Annotated in this window: 15 protein-coding genes; 7 read left to right on the top strand and 8 right to left on the bottom strand. The window is 74.3% G+C overall.

Annotated features, from left to right (window positions below):
* Positions 1–165 precede the first annotated feature (165 nt).
* The 5 genes from J2S44_RS27890 to J2S44_RS27870 form a co-directional block, all read right to left on the bottom strand.
* Positions 166–411 carry a hypothetical protein gene (locus J2S44_RS27890; protein WP_310419956.1) on the bottom strand — a complete coding sequence of 82 codons (246 nt, stop codon included), beginning with the start codon at positions 409–411 and terminating at the stop codon, positions 166–168.
* Between the two features lie 63 nt (positions 412–474).
* Entirely contained in the window at positions 475–630 is a 156-nt protein-coding gene (locus J2S44_RS27885) for a hypothetical protein (protein ID WP_310419955.1), read from the bottom strand.
* 114 nt (positions 631–744) lie between these two features.
* Positions 745–951, bottom strand: a complete 207-nt coding sequence (locus tag J2S44_RS27880) for a hypothetical protein (RefSeq protein WP_310419953.1) — start codon at positions 949–951, stop codon at positions 745–747.
* A 567-nt stretch (positions 952–1518) separates the two neighbouring features.
* On the bottom strand, positions 1519–1788 hold the full coding sequence (locus J2S44_RS27875; RefSeq protein WP_310419951.1) for a DUF3817 domain-containing protein: 270 nt from the start codon (positions 1786–1788) through the stop codon (positions 1519–1521).
* Positions 1785–2375, bottom strand: a complete 591-nt coding sequence (locus tag J2S44_RS27870) for a hypothetical protein (protein WP_310419949.1) — start codon at positions 2373–2375, stop codon at positions 1785–1787. Before J2S44_RS27870 ends, J2S44_RS27875 begins: the two co-directional genes overlap by 4 nt.
* 131 nt (positions 2376–2506) lie before the next feature.
* Here J2S44_RS27870 and J2S44_RS27865 point away from each other — a divergent pair, with 131 nt between their 5' ends.
* From J2S44_RS27865 to J2S44_RS27855, 3 genes are all read left to right on the top strand, one after another.
* Positions 2507–3457, top strand: coding sequence for a GlxA family transcriptional regulator (locus J2S44_RS27865; protein ID WP_310419947.1), 951 nt, complete (start codon positions 2507–2509; stop codon positions 3455–3457).
* A 69-nt stretch (positions 3458–3526) separates the two neighbouring features.
* Positions 3527–4219 (top strand): TNT domain-containing protein, encoded by a 693-nt coding sequence (locus J2S44_RS27860; protein WP_310419945.1) that lies wholly within the window; start codon positions 3527–3529, stop codon positions 4217–4219.
* 73 nt (positions 4220–4292) lie between these two features.
* A complete protein-coding gene (locus J2S44_RS27855; protein ID WP_310419943.1) occupies positions 4293–5063 on the top strand; it encodes a sulfotransferase family protein in 771 nt (256 codons plus the stop codon).
* 228 nt (positions 5064–5291) lie between these two features.
* On the opposite strand, the gene J2S44_RS27850 is transcribed toward J2S44_RS27855, so the two are convergent.
* Positions 5292–6173 carry an NAD(P)-dependent oxidoreductase gene (locus J2S44_RS27850; RefSeq protein WP_310419941.1) on the bottom strand — a complete coding sequence of 294 codons (882 nt, stop codon included), beginning with the start codon at positions 6171–6173 and terminating at the stop codon, positions 5292–5294.
* Positions 6174–6343: 170 nt separating this feature from the next.
* Between J2S44_RS27850 and J2S44_RS27845 the strand changes: the two genes are divergently transcribed.
* Complete coding sequence (locus J2S44_RS27845) at positions 6344–7438, top strand: glycoside hydrolase family 53 protein (RefSeq protein WP_310419939.1); 1095 nt, start codon at positions 6344–6346, stop codon at positions 7436–7438.
* Between the two features lie 40 nt (positions 7439–7478).
* Here the strand turns inward: J2S44_RS27845 and J2S44_RS27840 are convergent, their stop codons facing one another.
* Both J2S44_RS27840 and J2S44_RS27835 read right to left on the bottom strand, forming a co-directional pair.
* The gene (locus J2S44_RS27840) at positions 7479–8720 is read right to left on the bottom strand and encodes a hypothetical protein (RefSeq protein ID WP_310419937.1); all 1242 of its coding nucleotides are present in this window, start codon (positions 8718–8720) and stop codon (positions 7479–7481) included.
* Positions 8713–9225, bottom strand: coding sequence for an RNA polymerase sigma factor (locus J2S44_RS27835; protein ID WP_310419935.1), 513 nt, complete (start codon positions 9223–9225; stop codon positions 8713–8715). The genes J2S44_RS27840 and J2S44_RS27835 overlap by 8 nt, the downstream gene beginning before the upstream one ends.
* 366 nt (positions 9226–9591) lie before the next feature.
* Between J2S44_RS27835 and J2S44_RS27830 the strand changes: the two genes are divergently transcribed.
* From J2S44_RS27830 to J2S44_RS27820, 3 genes are all read left to right on the top strand, one after another.
* On the top strand, positions 9592–10452 hold the full coding sequence (locus tag J2S44_RS27830) for a PfkB family carbohydrate kinase (RefSeq protein ID WP_310419933.1): 861 nt from the start codon (positions 9592–9594) through the stop codon (positions 10450–10452).
* Between the two features lie 50 nt (positions 10453–10502).
* Positions 10503–11477 carry a helix-turn-helix domain-containing protein gene (locus J2S44_RS27825; RefSeq protein ID WP_310419931.1) on the top strand — a complete coding sequence of 325 codons (975 nt, stop codon included), beginning with the start codon at positions 10503–10505 and terminating at the stop codon, positions 11475–11477.
* Between the two features lie 157 nt (positions 11478–11634).
* Positions 11635–12396: a metallophosphoesterase gene (locus J2S44_RS27820; RefSeq protein WP_310419929.1), complete on the top strand. Its 762-nt coding sequence runs from the start codon at positions 11635–11637 to the stop codon at positions 12394–12396.
* Positions 12397–12406: the final 10 nt, after the last annotated feature.

Here is a 12406-nt window from a genome sequence, read left to right as displayed (position 1 = left end):
GTCGAACAGCAGGCCACCGGCCCGGGCCAGCACCTGGCCGGTCAGCGCGGCCGGATCGTCGCGGGCCGCCGGCCACCGGGAGGTGAACCCGGCATCGAGGTCCCGCAGCAGCCACTTGCCGTTGCTGACCCACCGCCCGGCGAACGCCGGCGCCGCCCGCGCGACCTACGGCCACAGCGTCGCCGCGATCACGGCCCGCTCCCCCGGGTCGGCCGCGTGCGCGTGATCGTCGAGCAGGTCGACCAGCGCGTACCGGATGCGATCCCGCTCCGCCTCGGTCAGCGGCGCCGGTCCCGCCGCGAGCACCCGGGCGCACCGCTCCCGCGGCTCACCCGGATCACCGCACAGCACGGCCCCGTGCGCGATCATCCGGTGCGTGCTCGGCGTGCGCGCGGCCGACTCCCGCGCCATGACCGCTCCAGATTCGCCGGCGTGTGCACGAACAGCTCCATCGGCCGGCCACGAAATACCGGCTCACCCGATAGCCGGGCCCTCGTCGTACATCACCACGATGTCCGGATCGGATCCCGCGGTACGGTGCGGTCCCAGCACGCTGCCCGCGAGGATCGCCCAGACCGCACCGGGAACGTGTGCGGTGACCAGATCACGGGCGTCCCGCATCGCGTCCATGGGCCCGTCGTCCCCGCGGCGGACGGCGGGCGAATCCCTTTGTCCGCCGCGAGTCCCCCGCTCGGCCCGTTCCGCGCCGTCGGGGAGGAGACCCCGCGCGAGCGCGACCTGACATCAGTCGAGCAACGCGAGCGCGGCGTGGAGATCCCAGGTGGCGAGCTCGAAGAACACCTCTTCCCAGCCGTCGTCCGCGGCCTGGCGGCGGGCCGTTCGCGGGTCGGCGCCGGGCAGGATCACCTTGAGCACGCCGGGCAGCGAGTGGGTCCGCCGCAGCCGGCCGAGCCGGCGCACGGTGGCGTCGTCGCGGGCGATGACATCCACGGGCACGAATACCTTTCGCGGGCCGGCCCATGCCGCCACCGTCGTCGACCCGGCCGCCGCGCGGGCACCACCACGAATTCCGTCCGCCGTCCGTGGCGACGCAAAACGACCACCGGGACGCGCTCGGCGCGGCCACGCCGGCCCGCGTCGGGCCGGGCTCGCACGGCCTCCCGCCACCGCGTCTCGGCGATCACCGCAAGCACCGCACCGGCTCCGGACCGGGGCTCCGCCGGGGTGACGGAACCCGTCCGCGCGCCGCCCTCGCGGCCGTCGTCACGGAGACGCCGCAGCGTTCCGGCGCTCGCGGCGGACGGCCGAACGGCACCCGGAGCCGGTGGCGCGCACCAACGTGGACATGCGGCCGTGCGTCGTGGCCGGCGCGACCGCCGTGCGCGGGGCGTGGGGAGGCGAGCGGCCGAGGTGAGGACGGTGAGCGCCTCGCCCGTCGTCGCGGACCGGGCCCCGATCCGGGGGTACGGCACGGTGGCCGCACCCCCGGATCCCCGTTCCCCCCGGGAAGACGCACTGGTCATCCTGCCGTGGATATCGACAGGTGAGCATCCGGCGTCACCCGGGATTGCGGGTGCGGGAAAACCCTGAGACGCGCAGGACCAGAAGACCACCGATCCCGGGTACGAGCGAGGAGAGTCGCCCGGCGCGGGTGAGGCCGGGCAGGCGGAACGCGGCGATGATGACGAAGAGGTAGGCGCAGCCGTGGACCGGGCCCATCAGGGACGCGATCGCGTCGGCGTGCACGGTGGCGAGGTTGGTCAGCAGCACGAGCAGTGACAGCGCCTCGACGGCCGCGGCGGCGCGGAGCAGGCGGACCACGGTCACGCGCCCGTCGTGGAGCCGGGTCGGACGATCATCAGCACCGTGACGACCGCCCACAGCAGGTTGAACATCCCGGTAGCCATCGCCAGCCGCGGGATCGCACGCGCGGCGGCCACGGCCGCCGGGGCCGGACCGCCGACCGCGGCCCGCGGAACGGCACCGGCGGCCACCGGAGCGACCGAACCGGCGTTCACGACGGACGAGGCCCGCCCGGCGGCCTCGGCCGGCATCAGGCCGACGGCCCCGGCCGGGGGCAGGGCGGTGAGGAGCGTGGCCTGGCCGGGCAGCACGATCAGGATGAGCAGCAGGGCCGCGGCCGCGGTGAGGGCCATCGAGACCAGCAGCCACGCGTCGGTGAGGACGCCGAGGCTGCTGGCCGTGGCGAGGCCGAAGACCGGCACGGCGACGCCGACGACCGCGTAGACGCGGCAGATCCGGTGCAGCAGGCGCGCCCAGGAGGCCGCCTGCGGGTCCGGCGGGCCGGCCAGCGCGCGCCGGGTCACGGCCGGGAACATGCTGGCCGCCACCGTGATCGGCCCGATGGCGATGATCGCGGCCAGCACGTGCACGGCGAGGAGGAACTTCGTCACCGCGACGACGGTAGGCGGCACCGGCGCCGCCGGGTACTGGCGAAAATGCCACGTTCCAACGGATTCTCGCCAAGCACTGAACCGCAGCTCACCGCGGCGATGGCGAAGCCGCGCATGGTTGAATTCCAGCCATGCATACGGTGGCCGTGCTGGCGCTGGACGGCGTCGTCCCGTTCGATCTCGCGACGCCGCTGGAGGTGTTCGGCCGCACCCGCCTGCCGGACGGGCGCACGCCGTACCGGGTGCTGGTCTGCGGTCCGGACGGGGACGTCGGGGCCGGCGCGTTCACGCTGCGGGCGCCGCACGGCCTGGACGCGCTCGCGGAGGCGGACACGATCATCGTGCCCGGGCTGGCGGACGCGGACGCCCCGGTGCCGGAGGCCGCGTTGACGGCGCTGCGGGACACGGCCGCGCGCGGCACCCGGATCGCGTCGATCTGTTCCGGCGCGCTGGTGCTGGCGCGAACCGGGCTGCTGAACGGGCGGCGCGCCACCACGCACTGGCTGGCCGCGGCGACGCTCGCGGAGCGGCACCCGGAGATCACCGTCGACCCGGACGTGCTCTACGTGGACGAGGGGCAGCTGCTGACGTCCGCGGGCGCGGCCGCTGGGCTGGACCTGTGCCTGCACCTGGTGCGCCGCGATCACGGCTCGGCGGTGGCGGCGGACGCGGCGCGGCTGTCCGTGATGCCGCTGGAGCGGGAGGGCGGGCAGGCGCAGTTCATCGTGGGGCCGCTGCCGGCGACGCCGCGCGGGTCGGAGCTGGAGCCGCTGCTGCGCTGGCTGGAGGAGCACGCGCACCGCGAACTGACGCTGGACGACATCGCGCGGCGGGCCGGGATGAGCACCCGCACGCTGAACCGGCACTTCCGCGAGCAGCTGGGCAGCACGCCGCTGCAGTGGCTGCTGCGGGCGCGCATCCGGCGGGCGCAGCACCTGCTGGAGACGACCGGGCACCCGGTGGACCGGATCGCCGGGCAGGTCGGGTTCGGATCGCCGACCGCGTTCCGGGAGCGGTTCCGGCGGACCGTGGGCACCAGCCCGGCCGCGTACCGGTCGGCGTTCCGGGACCATACCCGCTAGCGGCCGGATCTGGGCGATCTTGCCGAATTCCGGCTCATCACCGCCGGATGCCACCCAGAATGCTCCTGTTTGGAGACATTTCGTCTGGGGGTACCGGTGAAGATCCGCTCGCTCGCCACCGCCGTGGTCACGGCCGTCCTCGTCGCCGTCGCCGCCCCACCACCGGCCGCCGCCGCGATCTCCGGCCCCTGCCGCCCGGGTACGCCGCCGGTCGCGGAACCGACCGGCGACTTCTACGCGAACCGCGGCGAGCTCGGGCCGGAGCAGCTGCCGGACGACGAGCCGGCCGGGTCGCTGATGACCGGGTACCGGCGGTTCGGCGGGATGGCCAAGGAGGCGTTCACCGAGCGCTACCGTACGGCGCAGGGCTGGCGGTACCCGCCGGAGGACGGTTTCCTGATCCTGCGTGGCGTCGCGGTCCGCTACGAGCAGACCATGGTCGCGGGCGCCCGGATCGACCGGTTCGGCTACGACGGCGGGCGGTACCTGGCCCCGGTGGACACGCTCTACCTGCAGCGGGCGCTGCCGCCGCAGAACCTGAACACGCCCGCCGGCGCGCCGCAGAGCAACTATCACGTGTACTGCGTGCTGCGCCCGTTCACGGTGGAGGCCGGCCCGATCGCGCCCTGGTTCGGCCAGCCCGGCCTCGGCCTGCAGTACAAACTGGACGGGCGGTTCCTGCCGGCCGCCGGTGACGAGATCTCGGTGGACTGGCTGATCGATCACGGTTATCTGGTCGAGGAGGACCCGGCCGCGGACTGAGACTTTTTCGGTCGATGAAATAAAGAAGGTGAATCGATCCCGGTCGCTCTCACCGCGCGTAGCGTCACCCCACATGCGGGTCATCGGGGTGGGATTCGGCCGAACCGGTACGGCGTCGCTGAAGGTCGCGCTGGAGCGACTCGGCTACGGGCCGTGCTACCACATGCTCTCGGTGCTGGAGCGGCCGTCGCGGGCCCGCGGCTGGCTGGCCGCCGCCAAGGCCGCGGACGCGGCGGACAGCGCGGTCGACCCGCCGTGGGAGGAGATCTTCGACGGTTTCGACAGCACGCTGGACTGGCCCGGGGTGGCGTTCTGGCGCGAGCTGGTCGAGGCCTACCCGGACGCGCGCGTGGTGCTGACCGTGCGCGACCCGTACCGGTGGCATCGCAGCATGGACGCCACGATCCTGCGGGCGCTGCGCCAGGCCCGACACCCGGTGATCGGGCCGCTGATGCGGTTCGGCGGCCGGCTGCGGCCGGACATGGGCGCGTTCTTCGAGATGACCGAGCGGCTGGTCCGGCAGCGGTCGTTCCGCGGTGACCTGGGCGGCGGCGCGGAGCGGTTCGCGCGGCTGTTCGAGGAGCACACGGCGGAGGTGATCGCGGCGGTGCCGGCCGACCGGCTGCTGGTCTTCGAGGTGGCGGACGGGTGGAAGCCGCTCTGCGACTTCCTCGGCACCACACCGCCGGACGAACCGTTCCCGCACGTCAACGACCAGCAGGAGTTCGCCCGGATCAGCGGCGCCCAGCGGCGGAAGGCACTGGCCCCGGTGGTCGCCACCGCCGCGATCGGCGCCGCCGCCGTCACCGCGGGCGCGCTGCTGCGCCGCCGCCTCCGCCCCTGACCGATCCCCGGAAGCGATCCACCCGGAGCGCGATCCCCCGGAGCGACGCGCCCGCGCGAGGACCGCACCGGCGCACCGCGAGCGAGACGCCGCCAGCGAGACGCGCCAAGTGAGGCGTCGCAAGGGAGACGCCGCAAGCGAGACGCGCCAGCGAGATGCCGCAAGCGAGGCGCGGTCAGCGAGGCGTCCTTCGGCGACGTGAAGGACGCCTCGGTCGTCGCGGGGTGGTCAGGACTCGCGGGGCAGGTTGGCGCGGCGGCGGGAGACCTCGGCGATCGCGCCCCAGTCCCGGTCGGCGTCGCCGTGCGCGATCGCGTCCAGGAAGCGGTCGCGGAGAATCCCGGCGAACGGCATCGGCACCCGGGCGTCGAAGCCGGCGGTCAGGCCGAGCGTGACGTCCTTGAGCCCGAGCGGCACCCGGAAGTTCGCCGGCTCGTACCGCCGCTCCTTGATCATGTTGCCGTAGGCGGTGTAGACCACGCCGGGGAAGATGCTGTTCGTCAGCAGCTCGATCAGCGCGCCCGGGTCGACCCCGTGCGCCTCGGTGAGCGCGGCCGCCTCACCCATCGCCTCGATCGCCGACGCGATCATGAAGTTCGCCGAGATCTTGGTGATCACGGCCTGTTCCGGGCCGTCACCGAGCGGCCAGGTGCGCTGCCCCAGCGCGGCGAACAGCGGCTCGACCCGCTCCAGCAGCGCGGCCGGGCCGGACGCGAGGATGTTCAGCTTGCCGGCCGTGGCGACCTCGATCCGGCCCAGCACCGGCGCGGAGACGTAGCCGATGCCGTGCGCGGCGTGCCGCTCCGCGGCCTCCCGGGCGAGCGCGACCGAGACCGTGGCCATGTTGACGTGGATCGTCGCGCGCGCGCCGGCCAGCAGCGCGTCGTCCAGCAGCACCGCGCGCACGGAGGCGTCGTCGGCCAGCATCGACAGCACCACGTCGGCCTGCCAGACCTCGGCGAGCGAGCCGGCGTCGACGGCGCCGTCCGCGACCGAGGCCCGGACCGGCTCCGGCGACCGGTTCCACACCCGGACCGAGTGGCCGGCCCGGACCAGGTTGGCGACCATCGGCCGGCCCATCCCGCCGAGCCCGACGAAACCGACGTCCATGGGGTTCCTCACCTTCGTGTGTGCACTGTGCGGAGGCGAGGGTACCCGGCGCCGGTCTCGGAGCTCGCCTGTGAGCGCTCCCAACGTACCGTGGAGGGCTTTTGGATTTGCTGTGGAACGTCTACTGTGAGCGCTCACAGAACATCGAAGCTCATCCATGAGGAGGCCCCATGTCGTTGCGATCCGTCCTCGCCGCGACCGTGCTCGGTGCCGCCGTGCTGGTCGGGGTCGCGTCCCCGGCCCAGGCCGGCACGCTGTCCATGCGCGGCGCCGACGTCTCCACGCTGCAGCGCGCCACCGACCTCGGCGCGCGGTACTACACGGCCGCCGGCGCGCCGGCCGACCCGCTCGACATCCTGGCCGGCGCGGGCGTCAACTACGTCCGGCTGCGGGTGTGGGTGAACCCGGTCAGCGGCTACAACAACGCGGCGAAGGTGCTGGCGTACGCGCGCACGGTCAAGGCCAAGGGCTTCAAGCTCCTGGTCGACTTCCACTACTCGGACACCTGGGCCGACCCGGGCGTGCAGACCAAACCGGCGGCCTGGGCGAGCCACGGGATCAGCGCGCTGGCGACGGACGTCTACCAGCACACGTACGGGCTGTGCGGCAGCCTGAAGGCGCAGGGCACCACGCCGGACAGCATCCAGATCGGCAACGAGATCAACGTCGGCATGCTGTGGAACGACGGCCGGATCGTGAACAACAACTTCGGGCCGCTGGCCACGCTGCTGAAGTCCGGCTACGACGCGGTCAAGGCGTGCAACAGCGGCACCCAGGTGCTGATCCACACCGCGAACTCGGACAGCCTGGCGAACGCGCGCTGGTTCTACGACGGCATCCGCGCGGCCGGCGTCACCTGGGACGTCACCGCGCTGTCGTACTACTGCAACTGGCACGGCACGACCGCCAACCTGACCACGGTCATCAAGGACATGATCAGCCGGTACGGCAAGCCGGTGGTGCTCGCGGAGACGGCGACGCCGTTCACGCTGGACAACGCGGACGGCACCGGCAACAGCATCACCACCGCCTGCCCGGGCTACCCGGCGACCTGGGCCGGGCAGGGCGCCGCGTTCGCCGCGGTGCAGAACGCGGCGAAGGCGGGCGGCGCGATCGGCGTCTTCTACTGGGAGCCCACCTGGTACGCGGTGCCCGGCAACGGCTGGGACCCGCGCGACATCCAGAACTCCGGCGACGGCTGGGACAACATGGCGGTCTTCAACTGGACCGGCGTGTTCAACTCCGCGGTGCGCTGGATCAGCTGAGCGACCGGGGCGGGGCCGGCCCGGCCCCGCCCCGCGACCGTCACGGCACCGGCCAGGCCATGCTGCGTTCCCAGCCGCGCCCGGCGCTGATCACCACGCGGCCGTCCGCGTCCCGGAGGAACAGCCCACCGTCCGCGTGCATCGCCATGTCCACCGCCACGAAGTCGTCGACCACCGGCCCCCGCCCTTCGTCCGGCTGCACCACCCAGACACCGTCGCCCGGCGTCGCCACCGCGAGCACCCCGTCGCCGAGCGCACGGATCATCGACGCCTTCGCATCGTCGAACTGCGTGACCTCCGCGTGCGACCCACCGGCGCGCGCCACGCCGCGGCCGTCGCCGGCCGCCACGACCGGGCCGTCGCCGTCGTGGGTGACCGCCCAGGCCCGCACCGGGTCGCCGGCCACCAGCCAGGCGTCTCCGTCGATCGGGGAGACCGCCAGCCGGATCTCCGCCGCGCTCTCCCGCCTCACCGGCGTGCCCCAGGTCCGGCCGCCGTCCGCCGACGAACTGAGCCAGAAGCTGCGGGACTCCGGCTCATGCCCCAGCAGCCAGGTGCGGCCCCGGCCGTCCGGCGCCAGCTGGGTGAGCCGGCCCATGCCGGCCGGGGCCACCGGCTCGACGGCCCCGGTCAGGTCGGCGATCTCGGGGCGGTCGCAGGCCAGGGCCTCCTGGCCGCCGTACGTCTCCTGGCCCGGGCACTCCAGGATCAGGTCGCCGCCGTTCACCACCAGCAGATCGCGCGGGCCGGGAAGCGCGGGTGTCAGCACGCTCTCGCCGGTGTCCGGCAGCACCCGCGCGATGGTGCCGGAGTCCTGCTCCCGCAGGTACACATTGCCCAGCGGCGAGACGATCAGCCTCGCGTCCCGGTACTCGCGGCCGCCGGGCCGGGCCCGCCACGTCATGCCGTCGTCCGTCGAGGTGGCCAGTTCGGAGTCGACACAGACGTTCTCGGCGCATCGCCCCTCGCCGTAGGCCCAGAGCGTGCCGGCCGCGTAGCCGAACTGCGCCGGTGCCCGGTGCTCCCAGCCCGGCAGCCGGATCTGGCCGATGTCCCGCACCGGTGCCTCCGGCGCCGCGTCCGGGGACGAGGCGCCGAACGTCAGCGCGCCCACCGGACCGCCCGCCACCAGCACCAGCACGCCGGCCAGCAGCCCGGCCCGCAGCCGGCGCGGCCGGCCGGAGCGGCGTCGGGCCGACAGCTCGGTCACCGGCACCGGGCGGAACGTGGGCGCGACCGACGCCTCGAACCGGGCGAAGACGTCGTGCAGGTGATCAGCCATGGTGCACCTCCGGCAGGACCAGGATCGGATCGTCGTCGAGTCGGGCGGCCAGCGCGGTCCGGCCCCGGGACAGCCAGGACCGGACCGTGCCCTCGGCCACCTCCTCCTGCGCCGCGATCTCCGCCGTGGTCAGCGCGCCGAGGTAGTGCAGGACCACGGCCCGCCGCTGCCGGGCGGGCAGTGCGGCGAGCGCGCGGACCAGGTCGACGTGATCGGGTTCCGGGCCGGCGGCGTGCTGTTCGCGCTGACCGGCGAGGTGCCGCAGCGCGACCTGGACGCGGCGCATGCGACTGGTGGCGAGATTCCAGGCGACCCGGCGGACCCAGGCCGGCGGATCGTCGTAGCCGCGGACCGCCGGCCAGCGCTCCAGCGCGCGGCAGAACGCCTCCTGCACCAGGTCCTGCGCCTCGGCGTGATCACCGAGGTACGCGTAGAGCTGCACGGCCAGCCGGTGGAAGTGCCCCCGGTACAGGTCCGCGAACTCCTCGGGCGGGTGGTCGACCATGGGCGCGCTCCTGTGCGGATGAGAACGTGTCACCCTGTCACGCGCCGGATCGTGGAAATGCTGCACGTGTCCACATGTCGCCATGTCGCCTTCACGGCAGCCGCTGCGGTGGGCGTTGCGCGGCCCGTCCTTACAGACTGTGAGTGTTCTTTCGGACGCGGAGGTGAGCGCGGTGACCCCTTTCAGTGGCGACGAGTACGAGCCCTGGACGCCGTCCGGCGTGACACCGGTCGATGAGGACCCGCCGCCGATGCCGCGCCGCTCGTTCGCGCCGCGGCGGCCGTGGGCGTCCCGCACGTGGTACCGGCCGGCGCCCGGCACACCCTGCTACTGCGGGTGCCGTCCCAGGCCGTAAGGTGCGCAGGCGTGGTCCACGCCGTCTTCGCAGGTCTGTGCACGCTCGACGTGATCCAGTCGGTGGCCCGGGTGCCCGGCGCGAACGAGAAGGTCACCGCGCTGCGGCAGACCGTCGCGGCGGGCGGGCCGGCCACCAACGCGGCGGTCACGTTCGCGCATCTGGGCGGCACCCCGACGCTGCTCACCGCCGTCGGCCGGCATCCGCTCGCGACCGGCGTCCGGGCCGACCTCGCGGAGTGCGGCGTCCGGCTGCGGGACCTCGCGCCGGACCACGACGGGCCGCCGTCGGTGTCGAGCGTCCTGGTCACGGCCGCGACCGGCGAGCGCGCCGTGGCGTCCACCGACGCGGCCGGCGCGCACCTCGTACCGCCGGCGGATCTCGATCTCGCCGGGGTGTCCGCGGTGCAGGTGGACGGGCACCATCCGGCGCTCGCGGAGGCGGTGCTGACCGAGGCGCGGCGGCGCGGGATCGCCACCCTGCTGGACGCGGGCAGCTGGAAGGACGGCACGGAACGGCTGCTGCCGCTGGTCGACGTGGTCGCGGCCTCGGCCGACTTCCGCCCGCCGGCCGCCGGACCACCGCAGGAGATCATCCGAGGGTACGGCGTGCCGTGGCTCGCGATCACCGCCGGCGCCGGCCCGATCCGGTGGTGGGGTCCCGGCGGCACGGCCGGCGAGGTCCCGGTGCCCGCGGTGGCCGTCGTGGACACGCTCGGCGCGGGCGACGTCTTCCACGGCGCGCTCACCTTCGCGGTCGCCACCCGGGGGCTCGCGGCGCTGCCGTCGCTGCTGGCTCCCGCGGCCCACACCGCGGCGCGGGCCTGCGCACACTTCGGCACCCGCACGTGGATGCACCATACAGACACGTGATGACCGGGGCAGTATGACCGAATTTCAGGTCGCCTTCGTAGAGTGTGGTCATGGAGGACGGGGCACTGCTGGATCCGGAGCACGACCGCGTCTACCGGGCGCTGATCCGGCTCGGCTCCGCCGACGTCGAGGAGGTCGCCCGGCGGGCGTCGGTCCGGCACGACGAGGCGGCCCGCGCCCTGCACGCGCTGCGCGACCAGGGACTCGCCGCGGAACGCACCGGCGACGCCGCCGTCTACGTGGCGCTCGCCCCCGACGTCGCGCTCGGCGACCGCCTGCTGCGCCGCCAGGCCGCGCTGGAGGAGGCCCGCCGCTCGGTCGCCGCGCTGTCCGAGGAGTTCCGCGACATCGCCCGGCGCCGCGACGCGGACCGCCTGGTCGAGATCGTGCACGGCCGCGCCGCGCTGCGCGCCCGGCTGCACACGGTGCAGATGGAGGCGCGCGAGGAGATCCTCTGGTTCTGCCGGACGAACCCGCTCGCCATGCCCGGCACGGAGAACACCGAGGAGTCCGGCGCGCTCCGGCGCGGCGTGCGATACCGGGCGATATACGAGCGCGGCCTGCTCACCGACCCGGGCGAGCTGACCGGCATCACGGAGAGCGTCCGCCTCGGCGAGGAGGCCCGCACGCTGCCCGCGCTCCCGGTGCGCCTCGCGATCGCGGACCGCCGCACCGCGATCTGTCCACTCGTCCCGGACGGCGAACGCGGCTTCGTCGAGCCCACCGCAGCGCTGGTCCACCGCAGCGAACTGCTGGACGCGCTGCTCGCGCTCTTCGAGTCGCACTGGGAGCGCGCCACCCCGCTGCGCCTGGCCGACGGCGTCATCGAGGAGGCCGACGCGGACGCCAGCGAGAAGCACCTGCTGTCGCTGTTCGTCGCGGGGCTGCCGGACAAGTCGATCGCCTCCCAGCTCGGCGTCAGCCGCCGCACCGTCCAGCGCCGCCTCGACCGCCTGATGTCCATCGCCGGCGTCGACACCCGCACCGGTCTCGCCTTCCAGGCCGCCCGCCGCGGCTGGCTCTGACCCACCCACACAGCCGGCCTGACCGACCCCCGCGGCCGGCCTGACCGACCACGGGCGGATGACCGTGGAGGCGCGCGGTGTCCCCCGGTAGCGCGGCCCGGCGGGCCGGGTGCGGGCCGCGTGGGTACGTTTGGCGGATGCCGTCGGAAGGGGCCGGATGTCGACCGTGGTGATCGTCGGGGACGTGGGTGGGTGTGCGGACCGGCTGGCCGCGGTGCTGCCCGCGCTGGCCGAGGACCCGGAGGTCACCGTCATCCAGGTCGGTGACCTGGTGGATCGCGGGCCGGACAGCGCGGGCGTGCTGAAGCTGGTCGGCGAGCGGCTGCGGGAGTCCCCCGCCCGGTGGATCCAGCTCATCGGCAACCACGAGGCGCCCTACGCCGGCCTGAGCGACCCCTTCTGGCCCGAGCCGCTCGACGACACGGACGCCCGCCGGATCGCCGACTGGTGGCTTCGCGACCGCATGCGGGTCGCCGCCGCGGTCCGCACCGCGCGCGGCGAGGAACTGCTGGTCACCCACGCCGGCCTGACCGTCGAGTCGTGGCGGGCGCTGGGCGGGCCGGTGACCGCGGGCACCACCGCGGAGCTGCTGAACACCCGCCCGGACGACCTGCTGCGCAGCCTCCGCGGCCCGCTGTGGGCGGAGGCCGGGCCGGACCTCTACCACGGCTGGCTGACCGGCACCGAGTTCCCGCCGTTCGGGCAGGTGCACGGCCACGACACGATCGTCGACTTCGGGCGCCGGGAGTGGCGCTGCGCGGAACGGCTCCGGCAGCGGACCACGGTGGACTGGGACGCGCGGCACACCACCACGATGATCAAGCGGATGCCGTTCGTCGGCGTGGACCCGCGGCACGGCACCACGGGCGCGCCGGCCTGGTCCCCGCTCTATCTGCGCGACGCGACGGTGCTCGGGTAGCGGCGTACTA

The organism is Catenuloplanes niger (assembly GCF_031458255.1).
In the GTDB taxonomy this organism is placed as follows: Bacteria; Actinomycetota; Actinomycetes; order Mycobacteriales; family Micromonosporaceae; genus Catenuloplanes; species Catenuloplanes niger.
Note: the sequence above shows the minus strand (reverse complement) of the source record. Positions and strands in the feature narration are given on the sequence as shown.

Bases quoted from the DNA above. Each gene is read 5' to 3' on its own strand.
- J2S44_RS27855 (WP_310419943.1), top strand. From the start codon at position 4,293: ATGCGGGTCATCGGGGTGGGATTCGGCCGAACCGGTACGGCGTCGCTG.
- J2S44_RS27865 (WP_310419947.1), top strand. From the start codon at position 2,507: ATGCATACGGTGGCCGTGCTGGCGCTGGACGGCGTCGTCCCGTTCGAT.
- J2S44_RS27820 (WP_310419929.1), top strand. From the start codon at position 11,635: ATGTCGACCGTGGTGATCGTCGGGGACGTGGGTGGGTGTGCGGACCGG.
- J2S44_RS27885 (WP_310419955.1), bottom strand. From the start codon at position 630: ATGGACGCGATGCGGGACGCCCGTGATCTGGTCACCGCACACGTTCCC.
- J2S44_RS27850 (WP_310419941.1), bottom strand. From the start codon at position 6,173: ATGGACGTCGGTTTCGTCGGGCTCGGCGGGATGGGCCGGCCGATGGTC.
- J2S44_RS27825 (WP_310419931.1), top strand. From the start codon at position 10,503: ATGGAGGACGGGGCACTGCTGGATCCGGAGCACGACCGCGTCTACCGG.
- J2S44_RS27835 (WP_310419935.1), bottom strand. From the start codon at position 9,225: ATGGTCGACCACCCGCCCGAGGAGTTCGCGGACCTGTACCGGGGGCAC.
- J2S44_RS27890 (WP_310419956.1), bottom strand. From the start codon at position 411: ATGGCGCGGGAGTCGGCCGCGCGCACGCCGAGCACGCACCGGATGATC.
- J2S44_RS27845 (WP_310419939.1), top strand. From the start codon at position 6,344: ATGTCGTTGCGATCCGTCCTCGCCGCGACCGTGCTCGGTGCCGCCGTG.
- J2S44_RS27840 (WP_310419937.1), bottom strand. From the start codon at position 8,720: ATGGCTGATCACCTGCACGACGTCTTCGCCCGGTTCGAGGCGTCGGTC.